This window comes from Streptomyces sp. CNT360 (assembly GCF_000424785.1).
Genome location: NZ_AUKO01000027.1, coordinates 14,119 through 36,213 on the forward strand (window position 1 = coordinate 14,119; position 22,095 = coordinate 36,213).

Here is a 22,095-nt window from a genome sequence, read left to right on the forward strand (position 1 = left end):
ATGCGGCCTGTGCATATGGCGTACAAAGTCGCTCCGCCCGCTTGCCCCACCCTTTTGCCCCGCCCCTAGACTGAACCTCCAGCAGGTGGCGACACGCTCGAAAGGCGCACCCGTGTCCATCGGCAACTCACCCGAAGAGGACCGGCCTTCGGTCGGTCGAGCCCTCCGACAGGCCCGCATCGACGCACGGCTGAGTGTGGAGGAGGTCAGTACCTCCACGCGGGTGCGGGTTCCCATCGTGCAGGCGATCGAGCAGGACGACTACTCCCGGTGCGGCGGTGACGTGTACGCCCGCGGCCACATCCGCACGCTCGCACGCGCGGTCGGTCTCGACGGCGACGCGCTGGTCGAACAGTTCGACGCGGAGCACGGTGGACGCCCCGAGCCGACCGCGCCGGCCACGCTCTTCGACGCCGAGCGCATCCGTCCCGAGCCCCGCAGGCCCAACTGGACGGCGGCCATGGTCGCGGCCATCGTCGCGGTGATCGGCTTCGTCGGCTTCACCCTCGTCAGCGGCGGCGGTGATGAGGAGTCCGGCAAGCAGGTGGCCGAGGACGTCCCCTCCGAAAGTCCGTCCAAGAGCGGCACACCCACCCCCTCCCAGAGCAGTGACCCCAAGCCCTCCGAGAGCGCCATCGCGGGCGCCCCGGCCGACAAGGTCACCGTCCGCATGACCGCGGAAGAGGGCAACAGCTGGGTCTCCGCGAAGGACCACAACGGGAAGCTGGTCCACGAGGGGGTGCTCAAGGAAGGGCAGTCCAAGACGCTTACCGATGACAAACGGCTCAACCTGGTGCTGGGCAACTCCGGTGGCGTGAAACTGTTCGTCAACGGCAAGGAGGTCAAGCATGCGGGCGAAGTGGGCCAGGTCCAGCGCCTCAGCTACACCCCCGGCGACCCCGAAGCCGGCTGACCCGGCCCCGGTCCGCAACCCCCGTCACCGGTGCCTCTCGGCCCACGGCGCCCGCTCTCCGCTGCCGGTGCCACGGTGCCGGGACCTCGCGGTGGGAGCGCGGCCTGGTCCGGACAGCCGCCCGGCCGCCCGAGGGCCGTACGACGCCGCTTCCTTCTCCCCCGGCCCGCCCGGGGGCGTTCGATCAGCCGACGAGCACTGGCCGGTGCCCCGCTCATCCGTCGGCCGTTCCCTGCTGGAAACCGGTTGCCGTCTCCTGGCCCGTCGGCTGCCCGGCTGTCCGAACGGCGTCCGACGGGAGCGGCCCACCGGCTCGACGCCCCACCGGTCGCCGACTGCCGCCTGCTCGGCCTGTCTGCTGAACTCCTCCGGTCCGTCGGCCGCCCGGCCCGCCGGTGCGGACGGTGTGCCGTCGCCAGCCGGTCCCACGTTCCCGGCAGACCCAAGGCAACTTCCGTTGGCCCCTGGCCGGTCCACGGCCGGCCCGGCCGCTGGCCTCTGCCGACCCGCGGCTCTTCCCGGCCGGTCCTGACCGAAACTGCGGCAGAGTCGCAGTCGGCCGAAGCCCCGCGCCACCGGCGCGGGGTGCGGTGCGTGTACCGGGCACAGGTCGCCGGTGAGCTGTGCGGTCCCCACCTGGCGGCGGGGGCAGGGGACGGGACGAAGTAGGCTGAGCCCATGCCCGAACGCCGTACCGTCGCCCTTGTCACTCTCGGCTGCGCACGTAACGAGGTGGACTCGGAGGAGCTCGCAGGCCGCCTGGCGGCGGATGGCTGGGACCTCGTCGAGGAAGCCGCCGAGGCGGATGTCGCCGTCGTCAACACGTGCGGTTTCGTCGAGGCCGCCAAGAAGGACTCCGTCGACGCCCTGCTGGAGGCCAACGACCTCAAGAGCGCCGCCCGCGAGGGCGAGGGCAGAACCCAGGCCGTGGTGGCCGTCGGCTGCATGGCCGAGCGGTACGGCAAGGAACTCGCCGACGCCCTTCCCGAGGCCGACGGCGTGCTCGGTTTCGACGACTACACCGACATCTCCGACCGGCTGCAGACCATCCTGAGCGGCGGCGTACACGCTCCGCACGTTCCGCGTGACCGGCGCAAGCTGCTGCCCGTCAGCCCCGCGGAACGGCAGGGCGCGAGCGTGGCCCTCCCCGGGCACGGCTCTCCGGACTCCGGCGGGGCCCCGGACGCGGAGCAGGCGGGGGCGTCGGCCCCCGCGGACCTGCCGGAGGGTGTGGCGCCCGCCTCGGGCCCGCGTGCCCCGCTGCGGCGTCGGCTCGGGAGCAGCCCTGTCGCCTCCGTGAAGCTCGCCTCCGGCTGCGACCGCCGCTGCTCGTTCTGTGCCATCCCCTCCTTTCGCGGTTCGTTCATCTCCCGCCGCCCTGCGGATGTGCTGTCCGAAACCCGCTGGCTGGCCGAGCAGGGCGTCCGCGAGGTCATGCTCGTCTCGGAGAACAACACCTCCTACGGCAAGGACCTGGGCGACATCCGGCTCCTGGAGACGCTGCTGCCCGAGCTCGCCTCCGTCGACGGCATCGAGCGGGTGCGCGTCAGCTATCTCCAGCCGGCAGAGATGCGGCCCGGACTGATCGACGTCCTCACCGGCACCGAGAAGGTGGCCCCCTACTTCGACCTGTCCTTCCAGCACTCGGCCCCGGGTGTGCTGCGGTCCATGCGGCGCTTCGGGGACACCGACCGCTTCCTCGGGCTGCTGGAGGAGATCAGAAAGCGGGCTCCGCAGGCCGGGGTGCGCTCCAACTTCATCGTCGGTTTCCCCGGTGAGAGCGAGCGGGACCTGGCCGAGCTCGAGCGGTTCCTCACCGAGGCGCGGCTGGATGCGATCGGTGTGTTCGGGTACTCCGACGAGGAGGGGACCGAGGCCGCCGGCTACGCGGAGAAGGTCCCCGAGGACGAGGTCGCACGGCGTCTCGCGCACCTCTCGCAGCTCGCCGAGGAGCTGACGGCCCAGCGCGCCGAGGAGCGTGTGGGGGAGACCGTGCGGGTACTGGTGGAGTCCGTGGAGGAGGACGAGGGACCGTTGGGGCGTGGTGCACATCAGGCCCCGGAGACCGACGGACAGGTGCGTCTGGAGGTGCCGGGGGACGGCGTCGGCACCGCTCCCGGCGTGGGACAGGCCGCCGCGGTGGGCCGCATGGTCGAGGCCAGGGTGATCGCAGCCGAGGGCGTGGACCTGGTCGCGGAGCCGCTGTCCGGACCGGGCGGCGAGACGCCACGCGAGGCGGTCGCGCTCGGAGAGGACCGTACTGTTCCGGCCACTCGCCGGGAAGCCGATGCCGCGACTCACGCAGCCAGTGCAGTCAGCGAGGAGGCCGGCAGATGACGGGAGCCCCGGCCTCGGCTGCGCGGCGCGGCACCGTCCAGCAGCCGCAGGCGGCGGGCACCGGGCGCACCGTGAGCCTGTGGAACATCGCGAACGTCCTCACCATGATCCGGCTGCTGCTGGTGCCGGCGTTCGTGCTCCTCATGATTGCCGACGGCGGTCACGACCCGGCGTGGCGCTCGTTCGCCTGGGCGGCGTTCACCGTGGCCATGATCACCGATCTGTTCGACGGTGAGCTGGCGCGGCGGCACGACCTCGTGACCGACTTCGGCAAGATCGCCGACCCGATCGCGGACAAGGCGATCATGGGTGCCGCGCTGATCTGCCTCTCGGCCCTCTCCGACCTGCCGTGGTGGGTCACCGGAGTGATTCTCTTCCGCGAGCTGGGGATCACGCTGATGCGGTTCTGGGTGATCAGACACGGGGTCATTCCTGCCAGCCGCGGCGGCAAGCTGAAGACGCTCGCCCAGGGCGTCGCCGTGGGCATGTACGTCCTCGCGCTGACCGGGCCGCTGGCGACCGTACGGTGGTGGGTGATGGCCGTGGCCGTCGTACTGACCGTCGTCACGGGACTCGACTATGTGCGCCAAGCGGTCGTTCTGCGCCGCGCGGGGCTGGCGGCCGCGGCGGAGGCGGCCGAGGCGGCTCGCGGCACGGCCGGCGACGCGACCGGAATGCCCGGCGGTCCGGAGGACACCGGCGAAGCCGGGGCGGCCGACGGGGCCACGGAGGTCACCAGGAACGGCGAGGCCGAAGCCATCGGTGAGACCGAGGAGGCCGGCGGGCCCCAGGAGGCGGGTGCGACACGAGCCGGGGAGAGGACCGGGCGGGCGGAAGGCGGCGTGCAGGGGACCGGTGACACCCCGACCGGCGCATCGGCTGCCGAGAAATCGGTCACATCGGGATCCCGGGCGAGCGGATCGGCTGCCGAGGAACCGGGCACCCGGAAGACGGGGAATGACACATCGGGCGACGGTGACTCGATCAGCCGCAGCCCCGCAGCCGGCGAACCGGACCGAGCCGCCGGGTACGAGAGGCCCGGAGCGGGACGGGAGCAGGAGGGAGACGAAGGGGCGTGACGGAAGTGAAGTCCCGTGCCGGTGGTGCCCTGGCCCTGCTCACGGAGCGGGGTGAGACCTTGGCTGTCGCCGAGTCTCTGACCGGCGGACTGATCGCCGCCGAGCTCACCGCCGTCCCCGGGGCCTCACGCGCCTTCCTGGGTTCGGTCACGGCGTACGCGACCCGGCTGAAGAGGGATGTACTCGGTGTGGACGGGGCACTCCTTGAGGAGCGGGGCGCCGTCGACCCGGAGGTCGCACGCCAGATGGCCCAGGGCGTACGTACGGCGCTCGGCGCGGACTGGGGCGTCGCGACGACGGGTGTGGCCGGGCCCGAGCCCCAGGACGGGCAGCCGGTCGGCACGGTCTACGTCGCCGTCGCAGGGCCCGGGGCCAGGCAGGCGGAGGCGGATTTCGAGACGGCCCGGACGGTGGCCGACAAGCTGCGGTTCGAAGGCAGCAGGAGCGGCGACCGAGCAGGTGACGGCGGTGAGGAAGCCGTGGAACGTGTACGTGCTGGTATTCGTACGGAGAGTGTCCAAGGAGCCCTTGAGCTGCTCTACAGGGAACTGATCGGAAACAGCGGAGGGCAGGATAGGGAACAGACCGGGGGGAAGGGATGTTTGCAGCCCTGAGTGAACACGACATCGCTCCCCGCACGGCTGCCTGTCAAGGCGGTACGGTGGAGCCTGAAGTAGTCGGGGCCAACTGGCCGTCCCGATACAGGCTGTGGAAGACGCCGCGCGTTGAGAGGGAGGAGCACCGATGATTCTGCTCCGTCGCCTGTTGGGTGACGTGCTGCGTCGGCAGCGCCAACGCCAGGGTCGGACCCTGCGCGAAGTCTCTTCGTCCGCCCGGGTCTCGCTCGGTTACCTCTCCGAGGTCGAGCGCGGCCAGAAGGAAGCCTCGTCCGAACTGCTCTCGTCCATCTGTGACGCACTCGATGTGCGGATGTCCGAGCTGATGCGGGAGGTCAGCGACGAGCTGGCACTTGCGGAGCTGGCCGAGTCCGCCGCGAGCGACGCCGTGCCCGCGCCGATGCGGCCGGTGCTCAACCCGCTGTCCGTCACGTCGGTCACCGACGTGCCCGGCGAGCGCGTCACCATCAAGGCGCCCACGGAGGCCGTGGACGTGGTCGCGGCCTGAGAGCCGTGCCCTGACCGCCGCGGACCCCGTGGCGGTCACCTCACGCCGGCCGGGTGCTGTACGGAGCGCGAGGCGCACCGGGGCGTACGTCTCGGACGTACGGCGGAGACGTCGGTCGCAGAGCCCTGCTGGAAGACCCCAGCGGGGCTCTGTGCGTTTTTCCGCACGGAGAGCGGAGCCCCGAGCGGCGCTGTTCTCCGTAGCCGGCCGCGCGTACTCGTTCTCCCTGGACGGTGGGTCGGACGGTCGGGGTGGAGGAGGCCGAGGAGCTCCCTGTGGTCGCGCCGTCGCGCTGAGTGCGGGACGATGGCTGGGTCCTGACACGCCGGCTACGGAGTTCCGGCCCGGGAGGTGGGCGGCATGACTGCCGTGAGCCACTTGCTGCTGTCCCGCTGGTTGCTGTGCGGGGTCGGCGCGATCGGTTGGCTGTGTGCGATATGGCGTCTCGCCGCCGGGGAGGGCGGCGCGGTGGAGGCGACCGTGACGGCCGGGGGATGGGGGCTGGGCGTTCTGCCGGTCCATGTGGCGCGGGGCGGCGCCACGGGGGAGAGGGGGCCGCGGTGCGAGGGGGAGTGGGAGGGGAGGGGTGCCGCGCGGGGGATCACCAGGGCATCGCGACGCCGCCGTTGGGGCGGAGGATCTGGCCTGTGGTGAACGACGAGGCGTCCGAGGCCAGGTGCAGGACGCTGTGCGCGATCTCCGTGGCGTCGCCGACCCGCTCCAGCGGCGATATCCGGGCAAGGGCCCGTTCGACATCGCGCTCGGCGTCGTCGTCGCCCTCCGTCATCGCAGTACGCACCCAACCGGGTGCCACCGCGTTGACACGGATGCCGTGCGGACCGATCTCGGTGGCGAGGGTCTTGGTGAGCTGGACGACAGCCGCCTTGGCGGCCCCGTAGCACAGCAGTTCGGCGGAGCCCGTGGCCACCGCGCCGGAGGCCATGGTCACGATCGATCCCCGGGTCCCGGTGTCGATCATGCTGCGGGCGGCCGCCCGGCAGGTGTGCAGCACCCCTTTGAAGTTGACAGCCAGCACCCGGTCGAGGTCGGCGTCCCGCGTCTCCAGCACGGTGCTGCGGTGCATGACCCCGGCGATCGCGGCGGCGACGTCCAGCCGACCGCCCGTGCGGACGGCCGCCGCCACGGCCTCACCGAGAGCTGCGCCGTCGGTCACGTCGAGTACGTGTCCCCACGCCTTGCCGCCCGCCTTTGAGATCTGCCCGGTGGTGCCTGCGAGACCCTCCTCGTCCAGGTCGGCGCAGTGCACAGCGGCGCCCGCCTGGGCGAGGAGCTCGGCAGTCGCACGGCCGATGCCACTGGCCGCCCCGGTGACCAGGGCGGTGCGGCCGGTCAGGTCGTACGCCGGGAGGCTCATGGAGAACGACCGTACGAGCGACCTGACGGCGCGTCAATCAACCTCCCGTGTCTCGGCTTTGGTCGTTGCGTCGGGAGGGCGGTTGGCAGTGCGGGCAGTACCAGACGGTACGGGGACGGTCCGGCGGACCGTGCCTGCCGGTGCGCACCGGAGTGCCGCACCGGTAGCAGGGGTGTCCCTCGCGCCCGTAGACCGCCAGCGCACGCTCCGGTCGCGTGCTGCCGGTCGTGCGACGCCGGGCACGGTCCTTGTTCGCCTCCAGCAGCCGTTCGGCCGTGGTCAGCAGCCGCGCCGACAGTGGCGCAGCCAGCTCTGCCACCGGCGTCCAAGGGGAGAGCCGGGCCAGGAAGCACAGCTCCGATGCGTAGACGTTGCCGATCCCGGCGAGGTTGCGCTGGTCCAACAGGGCCTCCACCAAAGGGCGCTGCGGATCGCGCAGGAGCCGTCGGCCGGCCTCGGCCGCATCCCAGTCGGGACCCAGCAGGTCCGGACCGAGATGCCCTACCACTGCGGACTCCTCTTTGGTGCGCAACAGCTCCAGTACGGGCAGCCGCAAGCCCGCCGCGGTATGGGTCCCGGTCATCAGCAGTGCCCTGATCTGGTGCGCCGGGCCGAACGCGCCCGGCGGGTTGCGGCGCACCCGCCACGCGCCCTCCATGCCCAGGTGGGAGTGGACCGTGAGGCCCCCTTCGATGCGCATCAGCAGGTGCTTGCCGCGCGGTGCGACCTCCAGGAGCACGCGCCCGGACAGGTCGGCCGTCGCGATGCGGGGCACCCGGAAGTCCGTACGCAGCAGTGTGCTGCCTGCCAATGCCTGATGCAGCGTGTGCGCCGTGCGCCAGACCGTGTCTCCCTCGGGCATGTTTCCATCGTCCCAGTCGGCACCGACAGGTCACAGGTGCGACGCCAGGGCACGTTCCGGGCACCTGGCCGGAGGGGTGGATGGGGTAAGTGGATCACCAGATACCATCCTCGGCCATGGGGCAGTGGGGTTACGAACGACAGCACGACGCGCTCGACGTGGACGGCGAGGCCGAGGCCGAACAGCGGGACGCTCTGGAGGGTGCACGCGACTGGGTCGACGACCATGTGGATCGTTGGCAGGCGGTCCTGCCCGACCTCGATCCCCACATCGAGGGCTCCGTGACCCGGATGCAGTACCTCGCCGGTCACCTGCAGCGCGTGGCCGAACGGTCGCTGGCCGAGCACGGGCTGCGCAAAGAGGAACACGAGACCCTGCACACCCTCGTGCGGTCCGGGTGGCGCACGAGCGTCACCCAGCTCGCCATCGACCTGGGTGAAGCCCCCAACGCCCTGACGGAGCGTCTGGACGCGCTCGGCAAGCGCGGGTTCCTCACCCGCGGGCCCTCTCCGCAGCCCGCGGGCGACTCCCCCCGGGGCGGCCAGGGCGAGGAGGTCGAGCTGACCGAGGAGGGGCACGCCACCTGGCTCGCCGCCATCGAAGCCTCCGGGGCAGAGGAACGCCGCCTGCTCGGCACGCTCGACTGGTACGAACGCAAACTGCTCGCCTCGATGCTGCGCCGCATCGTGCTCGCCGCCGAGGCCGACGACGCGGGCCGTGCCGAGGCCGACGAGGACTGACCCCGCCGAGGGGACGGCACGCGAGGCGGGACCCCGGCTCATCCTGCCCGGAGGCGCAGCCCCCGCGGGGTCGCGTGGAAGCCCGCCGCCTCCAGCGCGGGGGCCAGTGCGGAGGAGAGCGCGGGGGTGCCGTTCACCCGCTCGACGGTGACCGTCCCCAGCGCTCCGCGGCGGGCGGCCGTGGCGAGCGCATCGACTGCGGCGGTCAGCCGTACGGCGCCCGCCTCGTCGCCGCCTGCCGTGGCTGCGGGTTGCTCCGCTTCCCCGGCCGTCGCGCCCGGCGTGCCTGCCGTCTGCTCCGATGGGTCGTGTTCCCAGGCCAGCAGGGTCTTGCCGCCCCGCTCGACGTACAGCGTCAGCACCCCGTCGACCAGCACCACGAGAGCGCCCGCTTTGCGGCCCGCCTTGTGCGTCGCGCCGGGTGGCGGAGAAGGCCAGGGCAGCGCCGCACCGTAGGCGTTCGCCGGGTCCGCGGCAGCCAGCACGAGTGCACGCGGGCCCTTGCGGCCGCCAGGTCCGCGTCCCTCGGCGGCGCCTCCGTACGGCTCGGGAAGATGGCTGCCGGGCGAGACGGCGCCGCTCTCGCGCTCGCGGGCCGTGCTGACGGCGCGCAGCCGGTCCACCGCGCCGTCCATCGCGAACTGTGCGGCGCCCAGACCTTCGACGACATAGCCGCGCCGCGCCTGACCGCTCTCCTCGAAGGCCGACAGCACGCGGTACGCCGCGGAGAACCCGCCTTCCACCCCCTCGGCGGTCACCGCACCGCGGGTGACCACACCGTGTCGGTCGAGAAGGGTACGGGCCAGCGCGTGGGCGCGGTGGGTGGGTTCGCTCTCCGGCTCGGGCAGCAGCGACCAGCGGCCCGCCACGGTCGGCGGCGCCGACGCGGCGGCCCGGCCCGGCCCTCGTCGGCCCACACCGCCCCCCGCGGCCACGGCGGCCGCCGTGAACGAGCCGTAACGGCCGCGCGGCGTCGGTCGCTTGGCGCGGTGCGCCGTCGATCCCGCTGTCCGCCCTGAACCCAGCAGCGCGCGCAGTGGGGCGAGCGTGTCACCGGTGACCCGACCCGACCACACCAGGTCCCACAGCGCTTCTGTGAGCTGCGGGTCCGTCGCCTCCGGATGGGCGGCGCGGGCACGCTCGGCGACCTGCCGGAAGAACAGCCCGTAGCCGCCCTCCAACGCGGCGAGCACCGCCTGATGCACCGGCGTCAGCTCCAGCGGATGCGGGGGCGGCAGCAACAGAGGTGCCGTGTCGGCCAGATGGAGCGAGATCCAGCCGTCCTTGCCGGGCAGCGCCCCCGCGCCCGCCCACACCACCTCGCCGGAGGCGGTCAGCTCGTCCAGCAGCGGTGGCGCATAGTCCGTCACCCGGCCGGGCAGCACCAGTTTCTCCAGCGCCGAAGCCGGGACCGGCGCCCCCTGCAACTGCTCCACGGTGCGCAGAAGCCCCTCGACGCCGCGCAGGCTGCTGGTGCCCACATGCTGCCACTGGGGCAGGAACGCGGCCAGCGCCTGCGGGGCGACCGGCTCCAGCTCCTGGCGCAGGGCAGCCAGCGAACGCCGCCGCAGCCGCCGCAGCACCCCTGCGTCGCACCACTCCTGACCCACGCCCGAAGGGTGGAACTCGCCCTGCACCAGCCGGCCGCTCGCCGCCAGGCGGTGCAGAGCGCCGTCCGCGACGGCCGTGCCCAGGCCGAAGCGGGCAGCGGCGTCCGAGGAGACGAACGGCCCGTGCGTGCGGGCGTACCGCGCCAGCAGGTCGCCCAGCGGGTCGGCGACCGGCTCGGTGAACGCCTCCGGGATGCCGACGGGCAACGCCACACCCAACGCGTCCCGCAACCGGCCCGCGTCCTCGATGCCCGCCCAGTACTCCTGTCCCGCGATCCGTACCCGGATGGCCCGCCGGGACGCCTCCAGCTCCGACGCCCAGCCCGGCTCTGCACCACGCTCCGCGAGCTCCGCGGAGGTCAACGGTCCCAGCAGGCGCAGCAGATCGGCCACGCCCTCGACGTCCTTGAGGCGGCGGTCCTCCGTGCGCCACTGGAGCTCGGCCTCCAGCTCGTGCAGTACGTCGGCGTCCAGCAGCTCGCGCAGCTCGGCCTGGCCCAGCAACTCCGACAGCAGCCGCGAGTCGAGGGAGAGCGCCGCGGCACGGCGCTCGGCCAGCGGCGAGTCGCCCTCGTACAAGTACTGCGCCACATAGCCGAACAGCAGCGAGCGGGCGAACGGCGACGGCTCGGGCGTGGTCACCTCCACCACCCGCACCCGGCGGGACTCGATGTCGCCCATCAGTTCCGTCAGTCCCGGTACGTCGAAGACGTCCTGAAGGCACTCGCGCACCGCTTCCAGAATGATCGGGAAGGAGCCGAACTCGTTTGCCACCTGCAGAAGCTGGGAAGACCGCTGCCGCTGCTGCCACAGCGGTGTGCGCCGCCCCGGGCTGCGGCGCGGCAGCAGCAGCGCCCGCGCGGCGCACTCCCGGAAGCGCGCCGCGAACAGCGCGGAGCCGCCCACCTGATCGGTGACGGTCTGCTCCACCTCGCCCTTGTCGAACAGCACATCACCGACGCCGATCGGCGGCTGGTCGGGACCACCCGGTAGGACCGCGGCGTTGCTCGCGGGACCGCCTCGGCCGCCCGGCAGCTCCTGGTCAGGGGTGCGCGGGGAGCTCGGCTCGGCGTCGAAGAGATCCAGATCCATCAACTCGGCATCCGGCAGCCGCAGCACCAGACCGTCGTCGGCGTGCATGACCTGCGCGTCCATGCCGTACCGCTCGGTCAGCCGCGCACCGATGGCCAGCGCCCAGGGGGCGTGCACCTGGGCACCGAAAGGGGAGTGCACCACGATGCGCCAGTCGCCCAGCTCGTCACGGAACCGCTCCACCACGATCGTCCGGTCGTCCGGAACGTGCCCGGCCGCCTCCCGCTGCTCGTCCAGGTAGGCCAGCAGGTTGCCGACCGCCAGCTCGTCCATCCCGGCCGCCGCCAGCCGCTGCCGCGCCTCGTCGCGGGACAGCGACCCGATCTCCCGCACGAACGCGCCCAGCGCACGGCCCAGTTCCAGCGGGCGGCCGAGCTGGTCGCCCCGCCAGAACGGCAGTCGCCCCGGCACGCCGGGTGCGGGCGTGACCAGCACCCGGTCACGGGTGATGTCCTCGATCCGCCAGGACGTCGTGCCCAGGGTGAACACGTCGCCCACCCGGGACTCGTAGACCATCTCCTCGTCCAGCTCACCGACCCGGCCGCCGCCCTTCTTCGGGTCGGCGCCCGCCAGGAAGACCCCGAACAGCCCGCGGTCCGGGATCGTCCCTCCGGAGGTGACCGCCAGCCGCTGGGCTCCCGGGCGGCCGGTGAGGGTGTTGGTCACCCGGTCCCACACCAGGCGCGGCCGCAGCTCGGCGAACGCGTCCGAGGGATACCGCCCGGCCAGCATGTCCAGCACGGAGGTGTACGCCGACTCCGGCAGCGCCGCGAACGGGGCGGCCTGCCGCGCCAGGGCCAGCAGCTCGTCGACGTCCCAGGCGTCCACCGCGACCATGGCGACGATCTGCTGGGCCAGCACGTCCAGCGGGTTCGCCGGAACGCGCAGAGCCTCGATGGCGCCCTCGCGCATCCGCTCGGTGACCACGGCCGACTGCACCAGGTCCCCCCGGTACTTCGGAAAGACCACGCCCGCCGAGACCGCGCCCACCTGGTGCCCTGCACGGCCCACCCGCTGGAGCCCGGAGGCCACCGAGGGCGGCGACTCCACCTGGATGACCAGATCGACGGCTCCCATGTCGATGCCCAGCTCCAGGCTGGAGGTGGCCACCACGGCGGGCAGCCTGCCCGCCTTGAGATCCTCCTCCACCTGTGCCCGCTGCTCCTTGGAGACCGAGCCGTGGTGGGCGCGCGCCAGGAGCGGGGGCGCGCCGGCGACCGCGCCCGCGTTGCCCATCAGCTCGGCGGGCGAGTGGTCCTCCGGCATCGGCTCGCCCGTGGCGCGCTCGTAGGAGATCTCGTTGAGCCGGTTGCACAGCCGCTCGGCCAGACGGCGCGAGTTCGCGAAGACGATCGTGGAGCGGTGCTCCTGGATCAGGTCGGTGATCCGCTCCTCCACCGACGGCCAGATGGAGGGCTTCCCGCCCCCTGCCGGCCCACCTGCCTCCGATCCTGCGGCGTCCTGGGCCGGGGAGCTGCCCAGCTCGCCCATGTCCTCCACCGGGACCACGACCGACAGCTCGAACCTCTTGCCCGTGGGGGGCTGCACCACGGTGGCGTTCCTGCGCGGCGAGAGGAACCGTGCCACCTCGTCCACCGGACGGACCGTCGCCGACAGGCCGATGCGGCGCGCGGGCTTCTCCAGCAGGTGGTCCAGCCGCTCCAGGGACAGTGCCAGGTGGGCGCCGCGCTTGGTGCCCGCCACCGCGTGCACCTCGTCGACGATGACCGTCTCGACCCCCGACAGCGCCTCCCGGGCCGCGGAGGTCAGCATCAGGAACAGCGACTCGGGCGTGGTGATCAGGATGTCCGGCGGGCGGCGGGCGATCGACCTGCGCTCGGCGGCCGGTGTGTCACCCGAGCGGATACCGACCGTGATCTCCGGCTCCGGCAGACCGAGCCGCACGGACTCCTGCCGGATGCCGGTCAGCGGACTGCGCAGGTTGCGCTCCACGTCCACCGCGAGCGCCTTCAGCGGCGAGACGTACAGCACCCGGCACCGCTTGAGCGGGTCGGCCGGGGGCGGGGTGGAGGCCAGGGCGTCCAGAGAGGCGAGGAAGGCGGCCAGTGTCTTTCCCGACCCGGTGGGCGCCACCACGAGCGCGTCGGACTCCTCGGCCAGCGCACTCCAGGCCCCCTCCTGCGCGGAGGTGGGCTCGCTGAAGGCGCCCGCGAACCATGCACGGGTCGCCGGTGAGAAGGCGTCCAATGCCGCTGTCCGACCCATGCCCCCATCGTGCAGCACGGCACTGACAACGGCGTCCGGGTGACCGTCCGCGTGCGGTACTGACGGCGGCCACCCGGGGCCCGGGGACGGGACGCGCCCGCCTCTCCACACGGCCGGGCCCCGGCAGAATGGGGGCATGGCGGAGCGAGAGAGTGCGCATTACTGGCAGTCACCGAAACTGCCCGGTCTCGACCTGCTGCGGGCCCGCTACATCCGTAAGACGTTCGCCCGCCACACCCACGACACCTACGTCATCGCCGCGATCACCGAGGGTGTCGAGGCCTTCCACCACGGTGGCGGAGTGCACCGCGTCGGTGTCGGGGGGCTCGCCCTGATCAACCCGGACACCGCGCACACCGGGCACGCCGGCACCCCCGCGGGCTGGCGCTACGAGGTGCTCTATCCCGACCCGGAGGTGGTGACCCGGATAGCCGCGGAGACCACCACTGTCCGGGGCACGCCCGGCTTCGCCGTACCGGCTGCCCACGATCCCGGCCTGGCGCACCACGTGCGGGCCGTGCACCGCGCGCTGGGAGAGGGCAACGCGCTCGCCGCCGACAGTCACCTGCACGCGGCCGTAGCCGGCCTGCTGAGACGGCACGGCGGCCCGCTGCCCGACCGGCCCGTGCGGACGGCCGGAGCCCGGGACGCCGCACGGGCCCGCGCCGTCCTGGAGGAGCGGATGGCGGACCCGCCCTCGCTGGAGAGTCTCGCCGACGAGCTGGGTACCAGACCCTTCGCGCTGCTCCGCGCTTTCCGTGGGGCGTACGGGATGCCTCCGCACACCTGGCTGACGGACGCACGGGTCCACCGGGCCCGGGCCCTGCTGGACGGAGGGACTCCTCCAGCCGAGGCCGCCACCGTCGTCGGGTTCACCGACCAGGCCCACCTGACCCGTCACTTCGGCCGCATCGTCGGAGTGCCCCCAGGCGCGTACCAGCGGGGACGTGCAAGAACGTACAAGACCGGGACTCCGACCGGCTCCTAGCGTGGCTCCGTGCCACAGCAACGAGACAGCGACATATTCGACCGTTCGCCCCTGTCGGCCCGTGATCGATCCGGCGGCGACCGTGCCGTTCCCGGTGCCGGGCAGGCCGGGTCGGACGATGCAGGACAGACTGCGTCGACCAGGGCCGGGCGGGCAGCATCGTCCGACGCCGAGCAGAAGTCGCCGCCCGGTGTCCAAGCGGCCCCGTCCGTGTTTCGGGACGAGGATTCCGCATCCGGCCAGGAGCAGACTGCCGATGGCGACGAGGAGACCGTTTCCGGCGACAGGCAGGCTGCCTCTGCCGGAACCCGGGGCGCGCCCCGCGACAGCGATCGTGCCGTCCTGAGGGATGCCCTCGGCGTGGGAATCGCCGTCGGACTCTCCGGCTTCGCCTTCGGCGTCACGGCTGCGGGTTCCGGCATCAGCGTCGCCCAGGCGTGTGCGCTGAGCTTCTTCGTCTTCACCGGTGCGTCCCAGCTCGCCCTGGTGGGCGCGCTGGCCGCCGGCGGCGGTCCGCTGACCGCGGCGGCCGGAGCCCTCTTCCTGGGAGTCAGAAACGCCTTCTACGGACTGCGTCTGGCGCCCCTGCTCGCACTGCGACCGGGGGTACGCCTCCTCGCCGCGCACTGGGTGATCGACGAGACGTCGGCCGTCGCCCTCGGCCGGCCGGAGCGACGTGCCGCGCGACTGGGCTTCACCGCGACCGGCGTGACGCTCTTCCTCCTCTGGAACCTCACCACGCTCCTTGGCGCGGTGGGGGCCGAAGCCCTGGGCGACACGGCGGCCTGGGGACTCGACGCGGCCGGGCCGGCAGCCTTCCTGGCGCTGCTGGCCCCCATGCTCCGCACCGGAGCCGAGCGCGCCACGGCGGTCCTCGCGGCGGCACTCGGACTGGGACTCCTGCCGGTGCTGCCCGCCGGCGTACCGGTGCTGGCGGCCGCACTGGCGGCCCCCCTTGTTCTGGCCGTGCGCAGCAGGGTGCCGCGTGGGGCAACGGCCGCTCCGTCCGCACAGCGTGAGAGCAGGAGCGAGGGCGAGGCTGACCGAAAGGGTCGAGCATCTGTGGACAAGGAGTCGCTGTGAGTGTGTGGATCGCCATCGGTGTCACGGCCGTGGGCTGCTACGTGATGAAGCTGCTCGGCCTCTCGGTGCCCACGGGGGTGCTGGAGCGGCCCGCCCTCAAGCGTCTGGCCGCCCTGCTGCCTGCGGCCCTGCTCGCCGCGCTGACCGCCCAGCAGACGTTCGCACACGGGACGACCCTGGTGCTCGACGCCCGTGCGGCCGGAATCGCGGCAGCGGCGGTCGCCTTCGTGCTGCGGGCCCCGTTCCTGCTGGTCATCGCTGCGGCTGTTCTGGTCACGGCGGGCGTACGCGCACTGGGATGACGGCCGGTGCCCGGTCACCCGCTCTCCGGTGCAGGAGAGACACGCGCAGCGTCCCGCAGGACCGCCGCGCCGCGCTCGGGGCGCAGCAGCGCGGCCACCTCCAAGCCTGCCACCTTCGCCGGTGCCGCCGTCAGGAGGCAGGCGTGCTGGTAACCGCCCGTCGTGGATGAGGCACTGTCGACGCCGCTTCGCAGCACCGGCGGCTCCGGTATCCCCGCCAGTGCGGTGCGCCTCCTCGGTGAACGGGGCCACCTCCAGGACGTGGTCCACGTGTCCATGGGGTGAGCCCCACTGCGTGCACCGGGCGGGGAGAGGTCGCGCACGGCCGTGTGCAGTGTCCTCGTCCCACGGGTGCCCCCGTGTCCACGAGCACCAGACCTGTGCCCGTGTCGAAGACGGCCACGTTGGCGAACGCCGGGAAGCGTCCGGAAGCAGCCCTGCCGCCGACAGCACCGGTTGGGCGGTGGTCCCGGGCGCCTTCGCCCCGCCCGAGGAACTGCTGGGGCGGCTGCGGCGAGCGGTGGGCCCGCACCTGCGGGTGGCCGCCCTACCGGCACGGAAAGCCGGGCGAGGTCGCCGCCCGGCGGCCCGCACGGTACGCGAGGTGCTCCGGGTGGTCCGCGCCTGCGGACGGCCACCGGGGCTGCACCGCCTCGCCGACGTCCTGCTCGAACACCAGCTCTCGCGCCTCCTGCGAGCAGCGCTCCCACAGTCGCGCTGCCGGACCCGCTGCGGGACCGTCCGGAACTGCTCACCACTGTGCGGGTAGACCTCGAACAGTGCCGGTAACACCGCTCCACAGCACGTCAGTCCGGCGTCCACCCCACCACCGTCGACAACTGGCTGGCCGTGGCCCGCCGGGTCACCACGCTGGACGCGACAGCCCCGCGCGACGTCGCACTGATCAACGCGGCGCTGCTGCTCCGCGAGGAACCCGCGCCGCGGTCCGGCACGGAGACCTGACGCAGGGTGCGGTACGGACGTTCACAGCCGCCCGTATGCGCGCAGCGTGTGCAGTGCCTCCAGCGTCACCAGAGGGCGGCCCTCCAAAGCCGTGCCGGGCGCCCACCTGCGCCAGTTGATGTCCCACCCGCCGTCCTCCTGCTGGCGGCTCACCAGATGGTCCAGCCCCCGGTCGATTTCGGCGTCGGAGAACCAGCGGCGTGCCAGCGAGTCCGGCGCGGTGGCGAAATCGGTCGCATAGTGGTGCTCCCCCAGCGCGTACCCCTCGGGAAGAGGGAAGTCTTTCTCGCGTTCCGGGTCCGTGACGACCAGTCGCTGCTCGCGCAGCAACGTCCCCAGGCGGCTCGCGGCCGCCTCGGCCCGCGGTCGGTCGGGTACGCCGTCGAGGAACGCCAGCGCGGCTCGCACCTCGTACGGGTGGGTCTTGTCCAGAGTCTCGACGGTGTGCCAGCAGTAGTCCGTCGCCCGGAAGAGCCAGGCGTGCCAGACACTGTTGCGGTGCAGCGTGCCCACGACGGGGCCGGTCGCCAGCAGGTCGCTCGGTGGCGTGTCCACCACAGGGATCCAGGGGGCGGCGGGGTACCCGCGCAGCGAGGGATGGACGGCGGGCAGGGCGCCCTCCGGGGTGGAGACGGAGGTCAGGTACCGGCCGATGCGCTCCACCCGCTGCCCCGCGCAGCGCCCGATCGAGTCCAGCACCCGCACAGCTGTGGCGGTGTGCAGTGGCTGGCTGACAGGGCCGCGCAGGTCGGGCTCCAGCGCGTGGCCGTAGCCGCCGTCGGCATTGCGGTACGCGTCGAGCGCCGTCTCGACGGTACTCGGGTCGCCGTCCAGGAAGTCGTACTCGAAACGGCGCTGTTCCAGTACGCGGGCTGTCAGCCAGATGAAGCTCTCCGCACGGGAGAGAACCGAACCACAGGGAGCCATTCCCCGACCGTAGGCCCGCCGGGCGCCCCGGTCACTGCTGTGGCGCGGAGCCGACCCTCCAGGCGGGATACTTGAGGCATGCGGTTGACGGATTTCTGGCAGCGGATGGCGGACCACTTCGGCGAGACGTACGCCGACTCCTTCGCCCGTGACTTCGTGATGTCCGATCTCGGCGGCCGGACGATCCACGAGGCGCTCGCCGCGGGCTGGGACGCGAAAGATGTGTGGCGGGTGGTCTGCAAGGTGATGGACGTTCCCGCCGAAAAGCGGTGATCCGCAGCCCGGAAGGGTGGCTGCGGGACGGCCCGCCCGGGGGCGATTGACCTGCTTTTGCCGCTGTGACCTGCGGTTTCTCAAGTTTTCCACAGGTGAGCGGTGCGGCTTGACTCAAAAATCGAACATCGATTCTTATGGAGTCTCCGGCGAACGCCCGCTCAGGTCATGGCCTGCTGGGTGAGCGCGGGTCCGGACCGATTGTCAGTGGCAGGCGCTAGCGTCGTGAGACGTGAAGCGATCGACTCAAGCAAACAACCGGGTGGCACCCATGGCAGGAACCGACCGCGAGAAGGCGCTCGACGCTGCTCTCGCTCAGATTGAACGGCAATTCGGCAAGGGCGCCGTGATGCGCATGGGCGAGCGGCCGAACGAGCCGGTCGAGATCATCCCCACCGGGTCGACCGCCCTGGACGTGGCCCTCGGGGTCGGCGGCCTGCCGAGGGGCCGCGTGGTCGAGGTCTACGGCCCCGAATCGTCCGGTAAGACGACCCTGACCCTGCACGCCGTCGCCAACGCCCAGAAGGCGGGCGGCACAGTCGCCTTCGTGGACGCCGAGCACGCGCTGGACCCCGAGTACGCCAAGCGCCTCGGGGTGGACACCGACGCGCTGATCCTCTCCCAGCCGGACAACGGCGAACAGGCCCTCGAGATCACCGACATGCTGATCCGCTCCGGTGCACTCGACCTGATCATCGTCGACTCGGTCGCCGCACTGGTGCCCCGGGCGGAGATCGAGGGCGAGATGGGCGACTCCCACGTCGGTCTCCAGGCCCGGCTGATGAGCCAGGCCCTGCGGAAGATCGCCGGTGCGCTCAACCAGTCCAAGACCACCGCGATCTTCATCAACCAGCTCCGCGAGAAGGTCGGCGTGATGTTCGGCTCCCCGGAGACCACGACCGGTGGCCGGGCGCTGAAGTTCTACGCCTCGGTGCGGCTCGACATCCGCCGCATCGAGACCCTGAAGGACGGTACCGAGGCCGTCGGCAACCGCACCCGCGTCAAGGTCGTCAAGAACAAGGTTGCGCCGCCGTTCAAACAGGCCGAGTTCGACATCCTCTACGGCATGGGCATCAGCCGCGAAGGCGGTCTGATCGACATGGGCGTCGAGCACGGCTTCGTCCGCAAGTCCGGCGCCTGGTACACGTACGAGGGCGACCAGCTCGGCCAGGGCAAGGAGAACTCCCGTAACTTCCTGCGGGACAACCCCGACCTCGCCAACGAGATCGAGAAGAAGATCAAGGAGAAGCTCGGTATCGGCGTGCGGCCGCAGGAGCCGTCCGAGGAGCCTGGCGCGGATGCCGCCGGGAGCGCCCCCGTCACCGGCGCCGCCGGCGCGGCGGACGGAGCGGATGCGGCGGCCAAGACCGTACCGGCTCCGGTCACCAAGACGCCGAAGAGCACCAAAGCCACCAAGGCCGCCGCGGCCAAGAGCTAGGCCATGACGCGGCGTAGCGACTGGCCGGAGTACGCCTTCCCGCCGGGGCCCTCCCCGGCTCCCGGCGGGGGAGACGGCGACAGCGGGAGTGCGGCCTGCCAGGACGGCGATGGCTCCGCCTTGTCGGGAGCGGGAGCAGAGCCCTCGTACGCATCATCCCCTCCCGGGGCCGCGCGGCCCCGGGAGCCGCAGGATCCGGTGGAACGGGCCAGAGCCATCTGTCTGCGGTTGCTCACCGGCACCCCGCGGACGCGCCGACAGCTCGACGAGGCGCTCCGCAAACGGGGCGTGCCCGCGGACGCGGCTCAGGAGGTGCTGGCCCGCTTCGAGGACGTCGGCCTCATCGACGATGCGGCGTTCGCTGCCGCCTGGGTGGAGTCCCGGCATCACAGCCGGGGCCTGGCGCGCAGAGCTCTCGCCCGCGAGCTGCGGACCAAGGGAGTGGACAGCACGGTGATCGACGAGGCCATGGACGGCCTCGATGCGGAACAGGAGGAGGAGACGGCGCGCGCCCTGGTCGCACGCAAGCTGCGCGCCACCAGGGGCTTGGAACGGGACAGGCGCCTGCGCCGCCTCGCCGGGATGCTGGCGCGCAAGGGCTACTCCGAGGGGCTCGCCCTCCGCGTGGTCCGGCAGGCACTGGAGGAAGAGGGGGAGGACCCGGAAGCACTGGAGGAACGGTTTCCGGGCATGTAGGTCCGACCGCCTCCGCGGATGCAGGCGCGGACGCCTCGGCGGTCGCTGCCTTGGGGCCCCGCAGACGCCAATCCCCGATGTCTCCGCGGAGCTGCCCGCAGGTGCTGATGGGCTGCCGTCCCTCGTGTGCTGCTGGTCGTTCCCGCCCGCGGAGTGGCGGTTCTCCTGCTCGTCCATGACCGGCAGCATGGAGGCGCGGGCCAAGAGGGTCGTGAGAACCCGCAGCACTCACGTGCCGGACTGCTCACGTACCGGACTGCGGGGCAAGGTGTCCGCGGACAGCCTCCGCCCAGGTGCCCAGCATGTCGCTCCGCCCCGCGGGAAGCGCGGCGGCCAGGTGACCGTCGGGGCGTATGGCCAGCACGGTGTGCGCGGCTGCGCCCGGATAGTCCTCGGTGACCAGCAGTGTCGCCCGCAAGGGCAGCCCGTCCACCGTGGCCGCCAGGTCCGGCATCATGCCGGCCGACAGCCAGTGCCGGCTGTCCCACACTCCGGTGCCCGGCGCCACCAGGACCACGAGCAGGTCTCCGCCGACGCCGCCCAGCCAACTGCGCAGTGTCCCCCGAGAGCCGTCCACGGCGGTGACCGGCACGTCCTCGACGGGGGCGCCCGGAGCCGTGCCGACAGGCACCTGTGCGGCGGCGGTTCCGCGTGGCGGGGCCAGGGCTGTGCGGGAGTAGGCGACGGGAGCGCCGAGCGAGCCGCGTCCCAGGTGGCCGTCGGTCAGCAGGGAGAGGTGGGCGCGTGCGCCGCCGCCGGGCAGCAGTGCGCGGAGGGTGCTGCCGCGCCGTACGACGGCGAGCGCCTGGTCGACGGCGCGCAGACGTGCGGTGACGGCGCTGCGGCGCTCGGTTTCGTAGCTGTCCAGCAGGGTGTCCGCTGCCGCGTCGTGGCCGTGGTGCCAGGCGAGGGCGAGTTTCCACGCGAGGTTGGCGGCGTCGCGCAGCCCCTCGTCGACGGACTGCACCCCCAGGGCGCCGGTCAGGTGTGCGGAGTCTCCGGCGAGGAAGGCACGGCCCGTGCGCCAGTGCCGGGCCAGACGCTGATGGGCAGTGTGCACGCCGGTGTCCACCAGTTCGTACGGGCCGACACCGTCGGCGGGTTCACCGGCACGGGCCCGCACAACGGCTGTGGACGACGGACCGGGCGGAAGAGATTCCTCGGACCACACCGTGAGGGTCTCCGTGACGCGTTCGAGCATCTCTTCGGGGGTGACCAGGTCACCGCGCGGTGCCAACAGCCAGTCGAGCCGCCACAGGCCGTCGGCCAGTGGCCTGGCGGTCACCTCTCCGGGTGTGCCGCCGGGATCCCGGTGCAGCAGCGCGCCACCCGCGTGCCCCGGCTCGCTCGTGCCGTCGGGGGCGTGGCCACTCTCTTCCCAGGGGAGCCGCACCCGCAGCGTGGCCACGGCGTGCCGTTCCACCGCGGTGCGGCCGGGGAAGCGCACCCCGAGCAGTTTGCGGACCGTGGAGCGGGCACCGTCGCAGCCCACGGCGTAACTGCCGCGCCACCAGGTCCCGGAGGGGCCCCGGGTATGGACGGTGACGCCGCGCGGGTCCTGCTCCAGCACATCGACGTGGCTGTCGGTGACCACCCGGGCGAGCTTCTCGTCGGCGAGGGCGGCACGCAGGGCGCTCTCCAGGGCGTGCTGTGTCAGATGCAGCGGGGCCTGGTCGGGCGGCAGGTCGACCTCTTCCAGGGTCTGGGCGCGCCGCCGGGTACGCCAGGAGCGCCAGCGCACTCCGGGCAGCGGGGGAAGCTGCCCCGCGGTGTCCGGCCGCAGCACACATGTGCGGGCCGCGCGGGGTTGCGGGGCGCCGTCCGACGCGTCGAGAACGAGGGAGGGAACAGCGTGCCGGGCCAGAGCGAGGGAGAGAGCGAGTCCGACGGGTCCAGCCCCGACGACGATCACCGGATCCACAGCGCGGCGACCTCACACCCCTGGTGGTGCCGGTTCGGGGCGGGTTCTTCTGGCGGTGGAGCCTGGTGCGCGATCACGCAGGTATGCAACCCATTGCCTGAGCGGGCGTCAAGTGAGCACTGTCCGGGACGGGGCGCGCCCAGGT

The 22,095-nt window shown here is 72.5% G+C and carries 17 protein-coding genes and 1 pseudogene; 13 read left to right on the plus strand and 5 right to left on the minus strand.

Annotation, left to right across the window (positions count from 1 at the left end; translation table 11 throughout):
• The first annotated feature begins 112 nt into the window (after window positions 1-112).
• The 5 genes and pseudogenes from H297_RS0120390 (at window position 113) to H297_RS0120410 (ending at window position 5,454) form a co-directional block, all read left to right on the plus strand.
• Window positions 113-913, plus strand: coding sequence for a helix-turn-helix domain-containing protein (locus H297_RS0120390; RefSeq protein ID WP_027738571.1), 801 nt, complete (start codon window positions 113-115; stop codon window positions 911-913).
• Between the two features lie 678 nt (window positions 914-1,591).
• A complete protein-coding gene (gene rimO, locus H297_RS37475) occupies window positions 1,592-3,250 on the plus strand; it encodes a 30S ribosomal protein S12 methylthiotransferase RimO (RefSeq protein ID WP_078514371.1) in 1,659 nt (552 codons plus the stop codon).
• Window positions 3,247-4,113 (plus strand): annotated as a pseudogene (gene pgsA / locus H297_RS37480) (CDP-diacylglycerol--glycerol-3-phosphate 3-phosphatidyltransferase); the annotation flags it as partial. The gene rimO and the pseudogene pgsA, both read left to right, overlap by 4 nt.
• Window positions 4,114-4,325: 212 nt before the next feature.
• Window positions 4,326-4,943 (plus strand): CinA family protein, encoded by a 618-nt coding sequence (locus H297_RS0120405; RefSeq protein WP_051352032.1) that lies wholly within the window; start codon window positions 4,326-4,328, stop codon window positions 4,941-4,943.
• A gap of 130 nt (window positions 4,944-5,073) precedes the next feature.
• Window positions 5,074-5,454, plus strand: a complete 381-nt coding sequence (locus H297_RS0120410) for a helix-turn-helix domain-containing protein (RefSeq protein ID WP_027738573.1) — start codon at window positions 5,074-5,076, stop codon at window positions 5,452-5,454.
• Window positions 5,455-6,055: 601 nt separating this feature from the next.
• Here H297_RS0120410 and H297_RS0120415 read toward each other — a convergent pair.
• A complete protein-coding gene (locus H297_RS0120415) occupies window positions 6,056-6,829 on the minus strand; it encodes an SDR family oxidoreductase (protein WP_027738574.1) in 774 nt (257 codons plus the stop codon).
• 37 nt (window positions 6,830-6,866) lie between these two features.
• Entirely contained in the window at window positions 6,867-7,691 is an 825-nt protein-coding gene (locus H297_RS0120420; protein ID WP_027738575.1) for a DNA-formamidopyrimidine glycosylase family protein, read from the minus strand.
• Between the two features lie 116 nt (window positions 7,692-7,807).
• Between H297_RS0120420 and H297_RS0120425 the strand changes: the two genes are divergently transcribed.
• Window positions 7,808-8,431: a helix-turn-helix domain-containing protein gene (locus tag H297_RS0120425; protein ID WP_199787239.1), complete on the plus strand. Its 624-nt coding sequence runs from the start codon at window positions 7,808-7,810 to the stop codon at window positions 8,429-8,431.
• A 38-nt stretch (window positions 8,432-8,469) separates the two neighbouring features.
• Here the strand turns inward: H297_RS0120425 and H297_RS0120430 are convergent, their stop codons facing one another.
• Window positions 8,470-13,359, minus strand: a complete 4,890-nt coding sequence (locus H297_RS0120430; RefSeq protein ID WP_027738577.1) for an Lhr family ATP-dependent helicase — start codon at window positions 13,357-13,359, stop codon at window positions 8,470-8,472.
• A gap of 136 nt (window positions 13,360-13,495) precedes the next feature.
• On the opposite strand from H297_RS0120430, the gene H297_RS37485 reads away from it, so the two are divergent.
• From H297_RS37485 to H297_RS44425, 4 genes are all read left to right on the plus strand, one after another.
• Complete coding sequence (locus H297_RS37485) at window positions 13,496-14,347, plus strand: AraC family transcriptional regulator (protein ID WP_037794893.1); 852 nt, start codon at window positions 13,496-13,498, stop codon at window positions 14,345-14,347.
• Window positions 14,348-14,689: 342 nt separating this feature from the next.
• Window positions 14,690-15,430 (plus strand): AzlC family ABC transporter permease, encoded by a 741-nt coding sequence (locus H297_RS37490; RefSeq protein WP_051352041.1) that lies wholly within the window; start codon window positions 14,690-14,692, stop codon window positions 15,428-15,430.
• Window positions 15,427-15,732 carry an AzlD domain-containing protein gene (locus H297_RS0120445; protein ID WP_027738578.1) on the plus strand — a complete coding sequence of 102 codons (306 nt, stop codon included), beginning with the start codon at window positions 15,427-15,429 and terminating at the stop codon, window positions 15,730-15,732. The genes H297_RS37490 and H297_RS0120445 overlap by 4 nt, the downstream gene beginning before the upstream one ends.
• Before the next feature lie 162 nt (window positions 15,733-15,894).
• Window positions 15,895-16,017, plus strand: a complete 123-nt coding sequence (locus H297_RS44425; protein ID WP_486589591.1) for a hypothetical protein — start codon at window positions 15,895-15,897, stop codon at window positions 16,015-16,017.
• A 699-nt stretch (window positions 16,018-16,716) separates the two neighbouring features.
• On the opposite strand, the gene H297_RS0120465 is transcribed toward H297_RS44425, so the two are convergent.
• Window positions 16,717-17,622, minus strand: coding sequence for a hypothetical protein (locus H297_RS0120465; RefSeq protein ID WP_027738580.1), 906 nt, complete (start codon window positions 17,620-17,622; stop codon window positions 16,717-16,719).
• A 78-nt stretch (window positions 17,623-17,700) separates the two neighbouring features.
• Between H297_RS0120465 and H297_RS0120470 the strand changes: the two genes are divergently transcribed.
• The 3 genes from H297_RS0120470 (at window position 17,701) to recX (ending at window position 20,029) form a co-directional block, all read left to right on the plus strand.
• The gene (locus H297_RS0120470) at window positions 17,701-17,895 is read left to right on the plus strand and encodes a DUF3046 domain-containing protein (protein WP_027738581.1); all 195 of its coding nucleotides are present in this window, start codon (window positions 17,701-17,703) and stop codon (window positions 17,893-17,895) included.
• Window positions 17,896-18,166: 271 nt separating this feature from the next.
• Complete coding sequence (gene recA, locus H297_RS0120475) at window positions 18,167-19,333, plus strand: recombinase RecA (RefSeq protein WP_027738582.1); 1,167 nt, start codon at window positions 18,167-18,169, stop codon at window positions 19,331-19,333.
• A 3-nt stretch (window positions 19,334-19,336) separates the two neighbouring features.
• The gene (gene recX / locus H297_RS0120480) at window positions 19,337-20,029 is read left to right on the plus strand and encodes a recombination regulator RecX (protein WP_027738583.1); all 693 of its coding nucleotides are present in this window, start codon (window positions 19,337-19,339) and stop codon (window positions 20,027-20,029) included.
• Window positions 20,030-20,273: 244 nt separating this feature from the next.
• Here the strand turns inward: recX and H297_RS0120485 are convergent, their stop codons facing one another.
• On the minus strand, window positions 20,274-21,950 hold the full coding sequence (locus H297_RS0120485; protein WP_027738584.1) for an FAD-dependent monooxygenase: 1,677 nt from the start codon (window positions 21,948-21,950) through the stop codon (window positions 20,274-20,276).
• Between the last annotated feature and the right edge of the window lie 145 nt (window positions 21,951-22,095).